Source organism: Paenibacillus pseudetheri, from assembly GCF_924513355.1.
In the GTDB taxonomy this organism is placed as follows: Bacteria; Bacillota; Bacilli; order Paenibacillales; family Paenibacillaceae; genus Paenibacillus_AQ; species Paenibacillus_AQ pseudetheri.
In genome coordinates this window covers 171,153-188,731 of sequence record NZ_CAKMAB010000010.1, presented here as the reverse complement: position 1 = coordinate 188,731, position 17,579 = coordinate 171,153, and the positions used below count along the sequence as shown (strand labels likewise).

The 17,579-nt window shown below is 42.5% G+C and carries 19 protein-coding genes; 4 read left to right on the top strand and 15 right to left on the bottom strand.

Translation table 11 applies throughout. The features are described 5' to 3' along the window. Nucleotides 1-355 precede the first annotated feature (355 nt). The 11 genes from L1028_RS12245 to L1028_RS12195 form a co-directional block, all read right to left on the bottom strand. On the bottom strand, nt 356-745 hold the full coding sequence (locus L1028_RS12245) for a hypothetical protein (RefSeq protein ID WP_234534111.1): 390 nt from the start codon (nt 743-745) through the stop codon (nt 356-358). 292 nt (nt 746-1,037) lie between these two features. Next, nucleotides 1,038-1,208: a manganese efflux pump gene (locus tag L1028_RS12240; protein WP_279306858.1), complete on the bottom strand. Its 171-nt coding sequence runs from the start codon at nt 1,206-1,208 to the stop codon at nt 1,038-1,040. 12 nt (nt 1,209-1,220) lie between these two features. Further along, nucleotides 1,221-1,742 carry an SF0329 family protein gene (locus L1028_RS12235; RefSeq protein ID WP_234534107.1) on the bottom strand — a complete coding sequence of 174 codons (522 nt, stop codon included), beginning with the start codon at nt 1,740-1,742 and terminating at the stop codon, nt 1,221-1,223. Between the two features lie 544 nt (nt 1,743-2,286). Further along, nucleotides 2,287-3,051, bottom strand: coding sequence for an SDR family oxidoreductase (locus tag L1028_RS12230; protein WP_234534131.1), 765 nt, complete (start codon nt 3,049-3,051; stop codon nt 2,287-2,289). A 129-nt stretch (nt 3,052-3,180) separates the two neighbouring features. Beyond that, nucleotides 3,181-4,329 carry an amidohydrolase family protein gene (locus L1028_RS12225; protein WP_234534105.1) on the bottom strand — a complete coding sequence of 383 codons (1,149 nt, stop codon included), beginning with the start codon at nt 4,327-4,329 and terminating at the stop codon, nt 3,181-3,183. A 236-nt stretch (nt 4,330-4,565) separates the two neighbouring features. After that, nucleotides 4,566-4,916: a DUF6678 family protein gene (locus tag L1028_RS12220; protein ID WP_234534103.1), complete on the bottom strand. Its 351-nt coding sequence runs from the start codon at nt 4,914-4,916 to the stop codon at nt 4,566-4,568. A 270-nt stretch (nt 4,917-5,186) separates the two neighbouring features. Then, complete coding sequence (locus tag L1028_RS12215; protein ID WP_234534101.1) at nt 5,187-5,540, bottom strand: hypothetical protein; 354 nt, start codon at nt 5,538-5,540, stop codon at nt 5,187-5,189. Between the two features lie 246 nt (nt 5,541-5,786). Further along, nucleotides 5,787-6,653, bottom strand: a complete 867-nt coding sequence (locus L1028_RS12210; RefSeq protein ID WP_234534099.1) for an SDR family oxidoreductase — start codon at nt 6,651-6,653, stop codon at nt 5,787-5,789. 2 nt (nt 6,654-6,655) lie between these two features. Next, entirely contained in the window at nt 6,656-7,150 is a 495-nt protein-coding gene (locus tag L1028_RS12205) for a hypothetical protein (protein ID WP_234534097.1), read from the bottom strand. A gap of 117 nt (nt 7,151-7,267) precedes the next feature. Further along, a complete protein-coding gene (locus L1028_RS12200) occupies nt 7,268-7,834 on the bottom strand; it encodes a MarR family winged helix-turn-helix transcriptional regulator (protein WP_234534095.1) in 567 nt (188 codons plus the stop codon). A gap of 39 nt (nt 7,835-7,873) precedes the next feature. Beyond that, a complete protein-coding gene (locus tag L1028_RS12195) occupies nt 7,874-8,143 on the bottom strand; it encodes a VOC family protein (protein ID WP_234534094.1) in 270 nt (89 codons plus the stop codon). A 310-nt stretch (nt 8,144-8,453) separates the two neighbouring features. On the opposite strand from L1028_RS12195, the gene L1028_RS12190 reads away from it, so the two are divergent. Next, nucleotides 8,454-9,266, top strand: a complete 813-nt coding sequence (locus tag L1028_RS12190) for a class I SAM-dependent methyltransferase (RefSeq protein WP_234534092.1) — start codon at nt 8,454-8,456, stop codon at nt 9,264-9,266. Between the two features lie 155 nt (nt 9,267-9,421). On the opposite strand, the gene L1028_RS12185 is transcribed toward L1028_RS12190, so the two are convergent. Together L1028_RS12185 and L1028_RS12180 are read right to left on the bottom strand one after the other, a co-directional pair. Continuing rightward, nucleotides 9,422-9,676: a cold-shock protein gene (locus tag L1028_RS12185; RefSeq protein ID WP_279306857.1), complete on the bottom strand. Its 255-nt coding sequence runs from the start codon at nt 9,674-9,676 to the stop codon at nt 9,422-9,424. A 163-nt stretch (nt 9,677-9,839) separates the two neighbouring features. Then, on the bottom strand, nt 9,840-10,088 hold the full coding sequence (locus tag L1028_RS12180; RefSeq protein WP_234534090.1) for a hypothetical protein: 249 nt from the start codon (nt 10,086-10,088) through the stop codon (nt 9,840-9,842). Between the two features lie 624 nt (nt 10,089-10,712). Between L1028_RS12180 and L1028_RS12175 the strand changes: the two genes are divergently transcribed. From L1028_RS12175 to L1028_RS12165, 3 genes are all read left to right on the top strand, one after another. After that, on the top strand, nt 10,713-12,932 hold the full coding sequence (locus tag L1028_RS12175; RefSeq protein ID WP_234534088.1) for a PQQ-dependent sugar dehydrogenase: 2,220 nt from the start codon (nt 10,713-10,715) through the stop codon (nt 12,930-12,932). Nucleotides 12,933-13,840: 908 nt separating this feature from the next. Continuing rightward, nucleotides 13,841-14,914 (top strand): ribosome small subunit-dependent GTPase A, encoded by a 1,074-nt coding sequence (gene rsgA, locus L1028_RS12170; protein WP_234534085.1) that lies wholly within the window; start codon nt 13,841-13,843, stop codon nt 14,912-14,914. Beyond that, on the top strand, nt 14,911-15,927 hold the full coding sequence (locus L1028_RS12165) for an aminoglycoside phosphotransferase family protein (RefSeq protein ID WP_234534083.1): 1,017 nt from the start codon (nt 14,911-14,913) through the stop codon (nt 15,925-15,927). Before rsgA ends, L1028_RS12165 begins: the two co-directional genes overlap by 4 nt. Nucleotides 15,928-16,113: 186 nt before the next feature. Here the strand turns inward: L1028_RS12165 and L1028_RS12160 are convergent, their stop codons facing one another. Continuing rightward, on the bottom strand, nt 16,114-16,971 hold the full coding sequence (locus tag L1028_RS12160) for an aminoglycoside adenylyltransferase domain-containing protein (RefSeq protein ID WP_234534081.1): 858 nt from the start codon (nt 16,969-16,971) through the stop codon (nt 16,114-16,116). A 20-nt stretch (nt 16,972-16,991) separates the two neighbouring features. Next, nucleotides 16,992-17,291 carry a hypothetical protein gene (locus L1028_RS12155; protein WP_234534079.1) on the bottom strand — a complete coding sequence of 100 codons (300 nt, stop codon included), beginning with the start codon at nt 17,289-17,291 and terminating at the stop codon, nt 16,992-16,994. Nucleotides 17,292-17,579: the final 288 nt, after the last annotated feature.

Sequence of the window (17,579 nt, the reverse complement as noted above, 5' to 3'; positions counted from 1 at the left end):
ATGATAAGAAGCGTGCTGAGGGCAAACTGTTTAAAGTAGCTGTGATCGCTTGTGCAAATAAACTGATCCACTGGATTTATGCTATCTTAACCAAGAAAGAACCTTTCCGCTTGGACTGAATTAGCAAGCCTTAGACATTGAGGAAACCCTTCCCAAATATTGTGGGACGGTTATTTGTTGTACCCTTTTTCCAGTATAACATCCTTCATTCCGTTCATTTATTAATAAATATTGACAGCCTATTAGCTGGTATAGCGTAACAGGCTGCCGATTATGCCGGCAGCCTGTTGTCGTTGTGCTATAGTGTCCCGTTAGTTCAATAACGAATAGTTCGAAAATTGAAAACAATAACTATTTAGAACGGTTTCCTTATGACTTTGATGATGCGAGTACCACCACGGATAAGCTTATTTGCTTGTTCACGGTTAATTCTTACTAGTACAGAAACATCAGTCGTGTTTTCAACGTCAAAGACTGAAAAAATTCGACCATTAGCGAACAATACACCTTTCAACTCCACTTTTTTCCCACGACTCGGTGTCGGAGGAGTTTTTTGAAATATCGTACGCTTAACTCCTGCTCGAATGAGACTACCTGCTTGTTTTGCAGTCGTCCGAACGCCGAATACCGGATCAATTTCGACTCCAGGTGACTTTGCCTCCACCTCAACAATTAGAAAAAAACGGTTACCAATCTTTGCTATACTATTCGCTCCAATGGTTACCGGCTGTGCTGTTTTTGCCAAGTTACATCACTCCCTCGAGCTATCATATGGGGGATGTAAAGTATTGGATCTAGATAATCGCCTAGTCACCTTATAATTCGATTTCTGGTTTCATGACCTATTCCTGAGTCTTTAAAGTTTATACCACAGAGCCCGCCTGATCAGTCACGCTTAAGCCATCACGTCCGTGAAAATAGGGAGTGGACTTACTTCTACATAAAATCATCTTTGTCTGCTTATACACCTTAAGTACTGCTTCGATAATAATCCAGAACCCAAGCAAACCTAATACAATACCAGCAACCTTTTCGGATCACTCGCCTAAAAAAAGTTTGAATTTTGAACCAAATGCAAGCCCTAAAAAGGTAAAAATAAATGCTTGGAGAGCAATAAGAAGAATAGTAAGTGCTACAGGCACATCTATGAGTCCTATAGAAAATCCAACTGCCAATTCATCTAAGGAAATGCTTAGAGCAGATTTCACCCTTATCTTTAGTCATTCTAAAACCTGAGTTAAGTACATCTCAAAAATTTCATTACGCAATTCATAAAAGGCTCTTACTAGTTGATGCTCGTTTTCCTTTAACTGAATTTGTCTAAATCGCCGTTTCCCTAATCTTTTATCAATCATCCCAAATGCCTTATATATCGGGTTGTTCGAACTAAGCATTTCAGTAAATGGTGTGCTTAGATAACTTTTCAAGTTGTCCGTAATGTGGCTTGTTTTGTGAAGGCCTGAATTCATAATTTTTTCAACTTCTTCGGACATGATATGAGTTTTATAAAAATCCAAATGAATTCCATGCTGTATATTAAGTGACGTAGTATCAATTGGTAAGGAGTTCATATACCAATGATAATATCCTCCACCAAAAATTTTTTTGCCATCTAAAGTAATCCATACCTCCCCGTATCCATCATGAGCATCATGATATCTGGTTACATGAATATCAATTCGTTTTTTAAGTTCGGGAACTATAAAGTCTCTGATTAGAATTCTTAATTTAGACCAATCCATAATGGGCTGATTCCTTTCAGCTTTAATTCAGTTATTTCGAGTTTCGCAGGTGATCATTGAATAATTCTTGAAAGCTATTCAACTCATCCATGCAGCGCAAGATCGGCACTGCACCACAGAGGATGAAAATGGCAATGACTCTATACTGTTTGTACGGCTGGCGAAGAAGGTCGATAAGCTATGGTGTCTGACTCCGACCACCACGGTGCATCACAGAATGTAGTACCCTATATGGGTAGCACTCATGGAAGATTAATCCTTTTTCGGTTTTGCACCAGCCTTGCCTTTATGTTTGTTTTCAGTGTGATTAAAGATCTACAATCTCTATATGATTATTCACGAGGCTCAGCCTTTTTTTAAAAAGCGTTATTCTGGGTCTGCTTTAATATGCTTTTTTTCGAGTTTTGAGCTATTTTTATTTTCATGGGAGCTTAATCAAGGATACAAACATACTTGCATGAAACACTCTGTTTCATCCCTTAAATCGGGTGGGATTGTAATAGTGAAATGAACATAAAGTGTGGGATTCATCTAATGATTTTACTTATAGGTGAGATCCACCGCTTGCATCGAGTAATTGACCAGTTACCCAACGGCTGTCCGACGAAGCGAGAAAGGTAACAATATCCGCTACATCCTCAGGTTCTCCCCACCTGTTGAAGGTTGAAAGACCGGCCGCATATTTTTGTCCATGGGGATCTTGCAACGTCCCGGCATTCATCTCTGTGTTAATAATGCCGGGCTGGATGGCGTTTACCGTAATATTGCGGTTACCCAGTTGTTTGGCCAGAAGATGCGTAAATGTGTCGATGGCCCCTTTCGACATGCTGTAGGTGAACACACTTGGAGAGGCTACGCGCGTCACAAAGGATGAAATATTAATAATGCGCCCCCCGTCTTTTAGACGCGGTAAAGCTTGCTGGGTAACAAAAAGCGGTGCTTTTACGTTAATCTTCATCACCTCGTCAAAAGATTCTTCAGTTGTCTCTTCTAGGCTAACTATTTGACCGATTCCAGCATTGTTGACAAGAATATCGAATCCGCTACCGCCCGTACGTTCCCGAATGTCATCATCCAGTACCGAAAATAAATCATGAATGCCATCGAGAGTGCTCAGGTCAGCACCAATTGCGCACGCGTTACCTCCGCTTTGCTCGATCTGGTGAATGACTGCCTCCGCTTCATTTCGTCTTTTTCCATAGTGCACGACGACAAATGCGCCCTCTTGTGCCAGACGCAATGCGATGCTGCGGCCAATTCCTCGGCTCGCTCCAGTTATTAAAGCGATTTTACCTTCCAACTTACTCATGCTTTCATCTCCTTGTCCGAATTCAAATATAGTTATATCACAGGATAACATTTGAAATGTTGCTCTCTCATTCGGTTACAAGGGGATGTCTATTGGTAGGTTCTCCGTACTTATGAAACTATACTGCCGTTAGTTGAAAAGAACCTTGCCTTCCTTCATGACAAATTTAACCTTGCGAAGATTTTCTATATTAACGAGTGGATCTCCATCAACTGCAAATAAATCAGCCTTCTTACCAGTTTCGATGGTTCCAATTTCGTGAGAGAGATTGCATATCTTGGCGCCAACAGAAGTTGCCGACACGATAATTTGCATGGGTGTGAGGCCGGCTTGTCCCAACAACCGGATTTCTTCCCACGGCATACCTAATGTATACCATGGGTTTTCTTCTTCAATAAAATCGTCTCCCAAGCCGATTTCCCCACCTGCTTGGACAAATCTTCGAACATTGTCTAATCCTTGTTCTAATAAGGGGGCTCCAAATTTGTCCTGAAACATTTTTAATACGGTAAGGGTTGGAACGATTCGGACGCCTTTCTGTACCATTTGCTGAATTAAACCGTCGTCCAAACGGTCGTAAATCATATGTGCAGCATCATGAATCCCGGAATTTACAAGAATCTGAAGATTTTTAGCGTTAGTTACATGGGCAGACACGTAGGTTCCCCTAGCATGTGCTTCCTGACAGATGACTTCCAGAATCTCTTGATTCAATTTAGGCAATCCGAACGTGCTAGGGTCATACCCGTCTTCAAGTGCTGTTTTAATAAAATGAATACCTTTATCCAACACTTCTCGAACCCTACTCCTGGCTTCATCAGCACTTCCTACGCCAATCGGTTCTTGCCCGCCGTATCCCCCGGGTGCTGTAAAAACTTTGCCAGATGTAAGAATTCTAGGTGATGTACAGCCATCGAGTGCGTTCGTATGTGAGATGACTTCATCAATCGTTGCATTTGTCGTCAATCCCTCATCCCGGATCGTGGTAATTCCCTCTTTAAGACATGCTGCCAAATATTCTTTATGGTACCCATGTAGAGGATCATTCTGTAGGTATTTGAAACCGGTGTGGGCATGAGTATGAATAAATCCCGGTAGGATCACAAGGCCTTTTAAGTCTATAAGCTTTACATTTTCATTCACAGGATAGTTATCCAACTCTTGCGAAATGAAACCGATTCGTTCATCGGCAATCTCGATTGTTACATGATGGACGGGCGGTCGTCCGGTCCCATCAATTAAGGTTCCGTTTGTAAGCAATATTTTTTCACAAACCATGGTATAAACCTCACTTTTTGTTATTTATTCCTCCATAATATTATAGTACCGGATAGAGGAGCGCGAGGTAGATACTATTTGTTTGTAAATCAATTTATACATACTCACGCAGACCCTTTTCGCCATAATCATTCTTTCGATCAAAACTGTCCGTTAGTTGAATAAAGGTAGCTGATCTCGTTGACTGACGGCTGCCTAATCGTATTTGAGCTAACGCTACCCATTGGCGTAATTACTCAAATATAATCAATGAATTCATTATTTTTGTTATATCCATAAATTATGATGGAGTCGGTAGTTACTTCACCTGGAACATGTATTTTTTTCAGGATTTGAATTAAATCAGTTTTTATCGAGTCATCTTCAGCATGAATTTCTAACCACTCAATAACTTTGTAGCCACCATCTGAAAAATGGTAATACCAATCTCCATCCCAAAGGCTGATATAGCCAGTATCAATGTCTTTAGTCCTCCACTTGGTTGGAAAGGCATAGTTGAGCATTGCTTGTCTTATTTCTTCCCATTTTGTGTTGTTCATTAAAGGTTTTTGTTCATTGGAATCCATATATTCACCTTTTTCATCCATCAGTACTGCAAGTGTTTATTCCAGTTTATCATTTTCTCTTGTACAAAACTGCCCAATAGCAGAACGAAGCTGCCGATTCAAGTCGGCAGCTTCGTTCTGGTGTTATTGAGCTATAGTGTCCCGTTAGTTCAGTAACAGACAGTCGGAAGAATGCAGAAAAGAGCGGAATGTCTCCCCTACTTAATTCAATGAGTAATTTGTGCATTTTCGATTTGCCTCGAACATGCACTTACATAAGATCCCTACATTACTTTGTTGGGAATATGAATACTAATCTTCTGGCATTTGCCAACCCGTTTTCTCATCCCAAATGGCATCCGTATCATCTAGATGCACATGCCAATCCCCATTAGAAATACTTCTTCTAATATCCGTCAAACAGGTCAACCAATAAAACAGCGCATGCAATGTATCTTCAAAATCATCTGAAAAGGGCAGCTTTGTTGAACCTGCAAAGATCACTGCTGGTTCATCCTGCTCATAGTCATAAACACAAAATGTTTCTCCAATATCCTTCATTTCAAAACCCGCATTGTATTTATCAATGATGGCCGTTATCTCTTGCTCCTCACTGTTTGTAAGGTTGTGGCTTCTCATACAAGTGTAATAAACAGAAATTCCCATGCTACATTTCCCCTTTATATAGTTTTAACAACGATCACTCTAGAACTTACGTTCTTATTATTATTCCATATTAATCCATTGTAAGTAAATATTCTTTGCATTAAACTGCCCGTTAGCTTAATAGAAAAGAAGAGCTACCATATAGGAAGCTCCTCCACTAACGTTCTCCGTAAGCTCAATGACTTATCTTAAATCGGTATAAAATACTGCTAACGACACAAATATCAGAATAGGTGGACTCCGCCTTTACCGGAAATTTTCTACACACTCATGTAGAAAGGCGTCTAGCGTGCGTGGCTCTCTGCCGAGCAAGCGCTTCACAGTGTCATTTGGACTTTCTGGCACCATCCTAGACATGGTTTGAATTTCCACAACGTGGTTCGCGAGCCAAGGAGGCATATTCCCGTGCTCGACAAGATTACCGAGTAGTACTTGGGGTTCCATGTTGATGTAACTTATCGGCCGATTAAGCAGAGCAGATAGCCGACTCGCGATCTGGGGATAACTGAAAGTCTCCGAACCAGTAAGCGTATATATATGGCCTGATACCTCGTGGTTGGTCAGAACTTTTGCGGCAACGTCTGCAATATCGCGACAGTCAATGAAGTTACACGGTGAATCACCCATAGAGCCGAAGAAAACATTTTGGGTTGTGATCGTTGGTGCAAAGTTCATTAAGTTCTGCATGAACGCATAAGGGCGCAACACGGTGTGGGTGAGACCCGATTCCCTGAGCGTTTTCTCAATTTCTTGATGCCAGCCCGCCACTGCTACTGGAGAGCTCTGCTCAAAGGCTGGACTGGATATTTTTACGATGTGTTTGATTCCAGATTCGGCGGCAATCTGAATGATTGAGGTTTCTAATTCGATTTGTCTTGGACTGTTGGACATGGCAAGGAAGAGCTGGCTAGCACCTGTAAACACGCGGCGCAGTGATTCGGGATCGGAAGCATCCACCCTTGCGACCTCGGTAGTCGATCGGCCTTTTTCTCCGATCTGATCACGCAATTTCTCTGGCTCTCTGCTCAGCGCCCTAACAGGTATCCCAAGATCAACCAGACGTTCCAAAAGTGCACTACCTATCGTACCTGTTGCTCCCATAATAACTATCATTTTTATCTTCTCCTTTTGGATGAAAAATTAGTTGTGACGGCAAGTCGCCACCGCCATGTCACTATCGTGCTTGCTATGAATCCAGACAACGGGAAATCGATCCAGACACGATCTACCCAGGCCAAGTGAATACTCGGAATCATAATTTCTACTACAACAGATGCCACCCATGCGGCGTATAGTCCAAACAAGGACCCGGCCATTGCAAATACCCCTACCACGACCAAGTGAGGTGCACCGATGACCCATCGCAAATGGCCCACTCGGCTGCGCAACAAAAGGCCAATCATCAAGGCCATCAAGGCCGATGCACCGCCGATTGTGGTCAATGCCGCTATTTGAAGCCCCCTATCTGCAGAAACCACCCCCCCGATACCTGCCATAATGGCAGGAGCAATATAGGCCATTACAACTTCACGCCATAGTACAAAAGTCTTTTTCTTGGAACCAACAGCCTTGATGCCGTAAACATCATCTGTCTGATTCGGGTATTTCATCTTGTTCATTTAGTTGCTCCCTTCTTCTTAGAAATAATTCAACGATTGCTTTCAGCAAGCTATAATTAGGCACCTAACTATATAAGAGTAAAAATAGGCTAGCTTCACTAGCCCATTCTACTCATTACTGATGTTTCCCTTTGGTTTCGGACCTAGTTCGTCCGTAAGTGCTGAGATACCTTGTGTAACTCGACCTAGCAAGTCGAGAAATACGCTGCGTTCTTCGATGTTGAGCAAGCCCACCATTGCTTCCAGCCGAGCAAAATGCTCAGGAGCCATTTCACGGAGCTTCTTCACTCCTTCTTCCGTCAAAACGACCGATTTCTGACGGCCATCGTCTGAGCTTGACCGCCGAGATACTAGCCCATCTCGTTCAAGAATGTCGATAAGACCAGTCACTGTAGCACGTGTAACGCCTAGATGCTCCGCTAATTGCGAAGGCAACTCTTCTCCTGCGTTATCTTCAAGATCTGCCAATAAACGATAACGCCCTGTTGATAAACCGAACCTAGAGAAATGAATCTCCGAGGCGTGTCCAAGCATGGCTCCCGCTGCCATTAGCCTAGACGCGACGAGTATAGCCTGTGCGTCTATGTCTAGGTTATAGCGATCAATCTGACGCTTGGATTGTACAAGCGAGGGAATAGCCTCAATGTCATTTATTTTTTTATTATTGTTGTTCATATATGTAGTATGGCACCTAACTACTTTTGTGTCAACTATTTATTTCTCCCAGAGCTCAATCAGTCGACCTTCAGGATCTTCAATCCAAACAAACTTTCCAAATTCACTAATTTCTTTTTTCTTTGCAAGTGGTATACCAATATGCTCAAAATGCTTAATAGTCTCGTCTAGATTATGTACTTGAAAATTTAACATCACTTGTTGTTCTGTTGGAAAATCTATTTCAATCTTCAAGACCTCACTGTACCATTTTTTTATAACTTCAAGATTCTTAGTTCTCCAAAAGATTCCTCCGAAACCTTTTATCATCGTATTTATCTCCTGTCTGTCATCAATTTTTTAACTATTCGTTCTCAATAGATATTCGAGATTTAAATTTAAGTTCCTTTTTCAACCATCTTACCCATGAATTGAACAAATAAAAACTACTGCCGTAGCAACCGCTATTCCACTATCGTGTCCCGTTAGCGCAATGAGTCTACTAGATCAAATGGATGCTATATGGGAGATTTTAGGTAGATGTATTCATAGAAAAATGGTACATTGTTTTGGAATCAATAGCGCGCAAGTCAGGATATACATTTAGACTAATATTTTTATATTGGGGGATGGTACTGGCATGGACAAGAATTCTGTTTATAGAACAAATATTATAGGTGCTGGCGAGGTTGGTAGCGCTATCTCGGTCGATATGGACAAGAATGGTATTCATGAAACTAACAGCTTATTTTGGGATACAAAAGGAAATGATATTTTAGGAGCAACCGCACTTCCTTTATATGGAGCATTCGTCTCAGAAGAGCAATGCCAGCTTTTTGGCGATATTTCAGGAAAAAAGATATTGGAAATAGGCTGTGGAAGCGGTCAATCATTGCAATATCTCGGGGAACGTAAAGCATCTGAACTATGGGGTATGGATATATCAGAAAACCAAATCGAAAAAACAAGAGAATACTTATCAGATCACGGACTTTCAGCAAAATTAATCTGTTCTCCCATGGAAGAAAAATGTGGCATACCTGAGGATTATTTTGACTTTGTTTATTCGATTTATGCTATAGGCTGGACAACCGACCTTGTGGGTACTTTTAGCAGGATATCTTCTTACCTAAAAAAAGACGGCATATTTATTTTCAGTTGGTCTCACCCAATACACAAATGTGTTGTTGCAGAAAATGATATGCTTGTTTTTAAAAAATGTTATTTCGATGAATCTTGGTATTCGGTAACGCTTGACGAAAGTACGCTGACATTATCTGATCGTAAACTATCAACCTATGTGAATGCGCTCTCAAAAGCGGGATTTGTCATTGAAGAAATGATTGAGCAATTTGATGATGAAATTATACAATCGCGGGACGATAACGACGATTTTGCAAAAAAAGCAAAAATGCTTCCTGTAACTTTCGTAATCAAAGCAAGAAAACTATAATTAGTAGTTGAAGATAAATGCCCGTTAATTGAATAAAGGCAGCCGATCATGTTGACTGATTGGCTGCCTTATCGTGTTTATTGAATTATCGTCTCCTGATAGCTTAATTATGATTCCCGAACGTCCATACTTTCATCAAGTACGTCTCGATTCCTTTATCCCTCTAATATTTGCACATTCTTAGCTGTCCTACGCTGAGAATCAACTATATTCGGAAACTCGAATAGGTCGAATGCAACTTTTTGACCCTCTTTAAGGAACTGAAAGCCGTTCGGTAACCTAATAGGGTCTGGTAGTATTTCGCTAAAGTGTACAAAAACATGGTTACCTTCCTGCCCGTCTAGCATTATCCGTCCGTAACCTTTATCTTCTTTGTACCATTTGACAATACCCCATCTTCTTTCCGCCACCTAATCACCTCCTCTGTAACTTTATAAGTAGGATTGAGTTTTTTGCCCCAGCGGTAAAACAATAAAACTTCTGAAACAACCACTTTTTCATAAACATTCTCCGTTAGCATAGTACTTCGCGGCACAATTCATATTGTGCTCACATCGCGTTGAATGAGTTATCTCAATTGATTTTTTTCGGAAACCCATATACAAAAAGTATCATACCAAGGAACGCAAGGATTGGCACAAAGATATTATCGAAGAAGCTTGTAATATGAGTTTCAGGTAGGGCATTGAACATATTGGCTTCGTACAACGCTGCAATTTCATGGCTGCGAGCTATCAAAGAGCCTACTCGTTCGATCGCATAGATTACTCCAGCGGAAATTAGAAAGGAAGCACCTAGTTTTCTGTATAAGTCGTTGCCCATGAAATATTTGTCTCCTCCTCTATTTTTTATTGAGTACTTCTCTCATTATTCCACTTTACCACATTGTCCCATTTTTTTAGTATAAGAATATCGTTTCATAACCTAATGCTAATAATGTAACGCTATAGCGCCACAAATTGTAAGTATTCTGCCGGCTAATTGGACAATAAAAAACGGCTGTCAAAGCAACCGCTATTCTACTAACGTTCTTCGTCAGTTCAATGCACTACCTTCAAAAAATAACCTAGTTCAACTGCTTCACCTGTTTTAATAATTTTTGTTCGCCATCAAAGACGATATTTTCAATAACATGATGATTGCCGAATTTGGTCGTTAGGCAAGAATGGAAGGCGGATGACTCTTTCCCGCAATTATAAATAAGAAGGGCATCATAGAACTGGACTGCTTGTGTATAAAAATTAAAAATCTTATTTTTTCGGTATTACATCCCTTTTTTATCCAGATGTGGTAAAATATAAAGCGAAAGTATAAGCGATTTAACTTTGAGGGAGGAGGAGTTCAATGTTTGTCAAAGCCATCCCCTATTGTCATTCCAAAAACTAAAAAGGAAGTGTATTGATGATTACGCGAAGCAAAATTATGGCTTTAAGTCTCTGCTTTTGTATGCTACTCGCTTTATTACCTACATCAGGCTTCGCCGAGGCAGAGGTTGAGGAAGAAACTGTGGCAGCTGCTGTACCGAATCCGTGGAAGCAACAAAATATCGGTTCGCCAGCAATAACGGGCAGCGCTTCTTACGATCCGGCTGCTGACCAATTTTCCGTAAGCGGCGCGGGCACGGACATTTGGGGCAAATCAGATCAGTTCAATTATATGTATCAGCCCTGGACGGGAGACGGCGCCATTATTGCCCTTGTCTCTTCTCAGACCAATTCACACGATTTCGCGAAGGCAGGTATCATGATAAGGGAAACGCTGAATGCTGATTCCAAGCATGTCGATTTGCTATTGACGCCTTCCAACGGGTTCACCTTCCAGTACCGGACTGAAACGGGCGGAACTTCCCAAAGCGTTAAAATTGCTTCGACGAGCCCCGCCTGGGTAAAGCTAGAACGCAAGGGCAACGTCATCAAAGGATATGTATCCAATAACGGTTTGAACTGGGGCGATTTGGGCAACTTGACTCTAAACATGAATGCTTCGTTGTATGTAGGATTGGCCGTCACCAGCCATAATGTATCCAGTTTAAGCACGGCCACCTTTGACAAGGTGAAAGTAAACGCCACCGGAGATGTATTCCCGCCTACCGAACCGACAAACTTGCAAGCAAACAGTGTAACGGATACAACGGCTAAAATATCCTGGACCGCATCGCTGGATGATGTTGGCGTAAAGGACTATAACTTGTACAAAGACAATGTATTGACGCAAGCAAATGTAACGGATACTACTTACACCTTTACCGGCCTAACGCCGGATACCACATATAATTTCACTGTCAAGGCCAAAGATGCGGCAGGGAATATTTCCAATGCCAGCAGTCCTCTAACAGTGAAAACAACAACCCAAACCGATACGCAGGCCCCAACTGCCCCGACAGCACTCATAAGCTCAAGCAAAACATCTTCGTCAGTCAATTTGGCCTGGACGGCATCGACAGATAACGTAAGCGTCTATGAGTACGACATTTATAGAAATGGCACATTAGCCGGTAGCACGCCTGCGACATCCTTCAATGTAACAGGGCTTACGGCAAATACCACGTACAACTTTACCGTAAAAGCAAGAGATTTAGCAGGAAACATATCCGCGGCAAGTAATGCGTTGTCAGTCAAAACCAACTCTGCCTCTTCAGATCCTTATACACCAGAGGTTGTCGCAAACAACCTGGAAACACCATGGGCTATCGATTTTGCACCGGATGGACGGATCTTCTTCACGGAACGCAACAGCGGCAGAGTTCGTGTCGTTGTGAACGGGAATTTGAAATCAACGCCAGTCATTACTCTGGGCTCGCCTTTTTATTACATGCCCAAGAGCGAAGGCGGCTTATTGGGACTGGCACTCGATCCTAATTTTTCCACCAATCATTACATCTATATCTACCATTCCTACAAAACATCAGACAACAAAGTAGCCAATAGGGTCGTTCGTCTTAAAGAAAATAACAACATCGCTACAGTAGATAAGGTTCTTATCACTAATCTTCCTGGTGCGGTCTATCACAATGGCGGCCGTTTGAAAATAGGCCCAGACAACAAACTGTATTTCGGTGACGGCAACTACGGAAACAAAGACGATACGCTATCTTACCTCGGAGGAAAAATGTTCCGTCTGAATTTGGACGGCACCATTCCAAGCGACAATCCGTTTGGTGCCTCCTCTCCGATTTATAGCCGTGGACACCGGAATCCTCAAGGATTAGCATGGCAGCCTGGAACGAACCGTCTCTTTGTATCGGAGCATGGTGAATCCTCTAAGGATGAAATTAACTTCATTCAACCTGGTAACAATTATGGTTGGCCTAAATATGAGGGTGGGAATCAGAATCAACCAGGCATTACGCCTCCGCTTATTTATGCCAATGGCACAACCTGGGCGCCCTCTGGCATAGCTTTTGTGACCCAAGGGCCGTGGGCAGGAAATCTTCTTGTTACCAATTTAAAAGGCAAACAGATCATTCGCATGGTAATTGGAGAGCAAAACGGCAAGCCGACGATCAACAGTAGTGATCTTAATTATTTGTTTTTGAATAAATACGGCCGCATCCGCGACATTGTCGAAGCGCCAGACGGTTCGCTTTATTTCGTCACCAGCAACAATGGCGATAAAAACGGTGACGGCACTCCGGATAAACTTGTTCGATTGGCACCTAACTTCTAACAAATATGAATAGATGAAAAAGCTATGCAGCCAGCGCGTGCCGATGTTCAATCGGCGCGCGCTGTTTGTGTTTAGCCTGTCGTTCTTCCTCACTTCTGTTATCAAAGCTGAAGAAGAACGAGGTTAAACTTGAAATGTATAAGGTGATGAGGATGTAAGTAAACCTTCCACTCCATCTGAATGATATGGCATTAATTCATTAGCTCTTTGTATGTCTATCCATTTTATTTCTGAAATTTCATTTTTTTCTTATCTTTCCATATGTGCCTAAAAAGAAAATACACAAACAGGTTCTATTTGTAAATAAATCTCACGTAACTTGCTCGTTAGTTCAATGATGAATTACTAGTATTCAATGAGTTTCTTTTCGATTTCTGCAATTTCGCCGTTCTTTGATATACCATCCCACAGAATTATTGACTCAGCATCGTTTCACTAGTTGGGCAAGTTTTTTGGAAATCGACGTCGTTTCCTTCAAACAACTTGAGGAAGCGCTCACGCTGACTTTTGATGCTCGCGAGTTCTTTATCAACTGCAGACTCGATGGAGCAGACCGACAATCTGCGCTGTCAGGCATTGATTTTTTTTCCATAATAGGTTATTTTATAGAAAGCTTAGCGATAAGCAAGTTCCTGACACGAAGGGAGATGTGTTTTAATGGCAACTACTTATATGGTGGTTTGGTCTTAAAACTGAATAGCAGGCATACGCGAAAAAAGCGGGGAACCCCCCTATTATTTGGTATGCCATCCTAAGTAACCTTTCGTGAATATTGCTGTTTGCAGGATACGATCAAGGTCGTATCTTTTTTGCGTCCTGATGCCGCGCGACAGCAGCTTCTTTAGAGGCTGCTTGTCCGTGGCATTTTTGCGTCCAAAAAACAACATTAAAGGAGCTAACAAAAAAACATGATGGATTTGAAAACCTATGGCTACACAGAAATAGAAGCAATCCCCGACGGATTATTGCCCGGCAGGGTGACAGAGCTTCGACGCGAGCGCTTCACGGTCATGACCGAGCGCGGCGAAGTAACGGCGGTGCTCAAAGGAGCGTTCTATCACAACGTGGAAATGCGCGTAGACTTTCCGTGCGTCGGTGATTTCGTATTGCTGTACTACAACGAAAGCGGAGATTCGCTCATCGTTACGGTACTGCCCCGCCGTTCCAAGTTCTCACGAGCAGATTACTCAGGGCATGCCGTAGGCTACGCCAAAACCGTGCGGGAACAGGTCGTTGCAACCAACTTTGACTATGTGTTTATCCTTTCATCTCTGAATTTGGATTTCAACGTTACCCGCATCATGCGGTACCTGACACAAGTCAGGCAGAGCGGCAGTCAGCCAGTCGTCATTCTGACCAAGGCTGATCTCGTTGAAGATTATACTCTCCCGCTTGCAGAAGTAACACAAAGCATCCCTGATGTGCCAGTTCATGCGATCTGCAGTCATACCGGCCAGGGGATGAACGAACTCTCTCCCTACTTGATGCCTGGTAAAACAGTCGTCTTTCTCGGCATGTCCGGCGTCGGTAAATCATCTCTGCTCAATGCATTGATAGAACAAGACGTAATGAGGGTTCAGGCGATCCGAGAGGTTGATAGCCGGGGGCGGCATACGACAACGCACCGTCAGCTGTTCATGCTCCCCTCCGGTACGATGGTCATCGATACGCCGGGTATGCGTGAGCTTGGGCTTTTTGATGCCGGCGAAGGCATACGCGCAAGCTTTACCGATGTGGAGGAATGGTTCCCGCAATGCCGGTTTACAGATTGCCGCCATCAGGGCGAGCCGGGCTGTGCCGTTCTCGCCGCGCTTGCCGACGGTTCGTTGCCGCGTGAACGGTGGGTGTATTATGTCGCCCAGCAGCATGAGCACAAGTATGTCCAGGATAAAACAAGCTACCTCATCAACAAGAGGGCTCGAAAGAAAACGATAGCTATGTCAAGCAAGCAAACGAAGAAAAACGGAGGATGGAAGAAATGAATATTAAATTTGAAACGCTTTTCTATGCCTTAAGCCGACAATTCAAGAAAGATATTATCTCGGCTGACTGCCAAACCATGCCGTTACAAGGCGGAACTGTGGGAAATGTGCACCTGGTAAACGGGATCGCCGAAACCGCGGATGGTGAAAAAATGCCGTACCGTATCGTGCTGAAAATTCAAAAGAAATGGGAACGTTACAACGATCCGGATTCCTGGCGCCGGGAATATGATCTCTATTCGTCTGACTTGGGGGCGACGTTCTCGGATGCCTTCCGCTGGCCGATATGTTATCACGCCGAGATCAATGCCGAAGAAAATGAATTCCAGCTGTGGCTGGAATATATCGATGGCGTAACTGGTTTGGACTTGACCGGTGACATGTATGAACAGGCTGCGCTGGAGTTAGGACGTTATCAAGGCAAGCTGTATGCGGAGAAGCCCGCTGTGCTGCAGAGCCTGACCAACCTGAGTCATGCGGATTTCATGAAGAATACGTATCTGCATTACCGGTCATGGCCAGTCGTCTACGATTATATACGCTCGGAGGACTGTGAATTCCCGCAGCACATGCGGCAAATGCTCATCGACATCGATGAGCACGCAGATGAGATACTCGCCCGCATTGAGCAATTGCCCCTAGTGCTATGCCACCGTGACTTCTGGGTGACCAACCTGATCTATGCCGACGGAAAAATCGCGCTTATCGACTGGGATACATCCGGATGGGGTTATCTGGGTGAGGATCTTGCAAGCCTGATTGCGGATGAAGCGGATATCGATCATATGGTCGAATACTACCAACGATGTGTCCCTGCGTATTACAAAGGTTTTTCGGAGTATGCGGATGCATCCCCTATCGCCGATAATTGCATCTTCGAATTGATCATTCTCATATTCGGGTACAGGCTTGTAGAGTGGTATATCCACACAGAGGACGATGACGAGAAAACAAAGTGTCTTCATACGCTCCAAAAAATCCATGAAATGAAGACCAGCCCTGCACAGGGTTGATTCTAAAAAAGAACTCCGAAACCCCTTGAATATAATGGGTTTTCGGAGTTTCTTTCATTACTCCCAGTCGGTGAATCGACAGTGGAAATAAAGTCCTAGGCTATCGCTATTTCATTTAACTAATGAGTTTCGTTAGCGAAAAAGTTATTATTAACAGTCTTTTTATAGGACTAAAAGAATTCTAGTTTAATGAATAGTTGTTTCGAGAACTCTGTCCAGATCATGTGATGCTTCAATAATGGCTGGCTCCAAATCACTCAGCCATTCGGAATACTCTAGACTTGTTACCAAGGATGGATCCTTTCTTAGCTCCTTGCATCTCTTCAAATTCTCTTTCCATCCGCTACTAAGATGTAAAAGTCCCCAATCTGCTGCATGGCTTTTAGACAAAATGACACCTTCCTGCCACCAAGCTATAAATTTAGAAGCTAATAGGAGCCAGTCAACGGAATGTAGACTATTTCCCTTGCCAAACTTCCGCATGCACTTAGCATATTCCTTAAAAAAACTAATGAACTCTTCTTTCGAATACGATGGAATATTGTCTAGACGGGACTCACCATATAACAAGATACTCTGCTCCTTGATCGTATACAGGGTGAACAGGTCTAATTGATTTTCCGTCCAGACGGATTCGCGCTTTGTTCCCCACCATAAGCCACTGCCCTTTTCACCACTCAGCATATTAATCGTAAGAAAGGCACCCTCAAGCATATCGGTGTAGAGGTTGGGTATTTGTCTATCGACGGATCTTTTAAGAAGGGATGATCTATAATTGGATCTCTGTTTGTTTAAAAGTTCGATTTCATTTTGGTTTAGGTCCTCTCCAATTACGACGAGAAAATCCAAATCCCCGTATCCCGGGGATAAATCATTGTGTATTGCCGAACCGTAAAGGTAAATGCTTCGCAACTTTCTATTAAGTATGGCCCGGATATCTTCTACAAATATGGACAAAGATTGTTCAAGTGTTTCGTCTTCAAAGGATTGGATAAACATTACAATCGCTCCATTATGAATTTCTATTTTCAGTAGTGTTTCCATAGTTATGTATCTGCGATCACTCACAATAACCCAGTTATGCTTATGGGTTGGTATCCGTTAAACTTTTCGCCTTCTTTAGATTGTAACAGCATGATATCAACCTCTGCTACGGCATTACGAAACAATTCGTCTGTCAATTCGATGCGATCTACTATATCTTCTATGGTTTTTACACCATATAACTTTTCCAAGGTTAGTACCACTTCGACAGGAAAATCCCGAGATGCATGAATCAAGAAGCTGTCAGCTTGGAATGGTGTATAGATGATCCGAAGTACATCTACAAGTGGATTCACAACATACTTATGATAGTAAATCAACGACTCTAAAAAAAGCCCGCGTTTTGTATATTTGACAGCCCGGTTCCTTTGACTGTAAATACCCTGAGCACGTATTAATTGTGATTGTAGTTGTGAATGGTGAGTCATGTGATCAACGTTTTGATATTTCACGATACCTATCTTATCTCAATATCATACATGGATTTGCCTCCTAATCGGTTTATTGCCATTTTATCGCCCATCGGTTAAACCTACCTGAAAATAAATTAACAATATCCTTGTTAAACTATATTGCCCGTTATTTGAAAAGAATTGATTGCTTCGAAT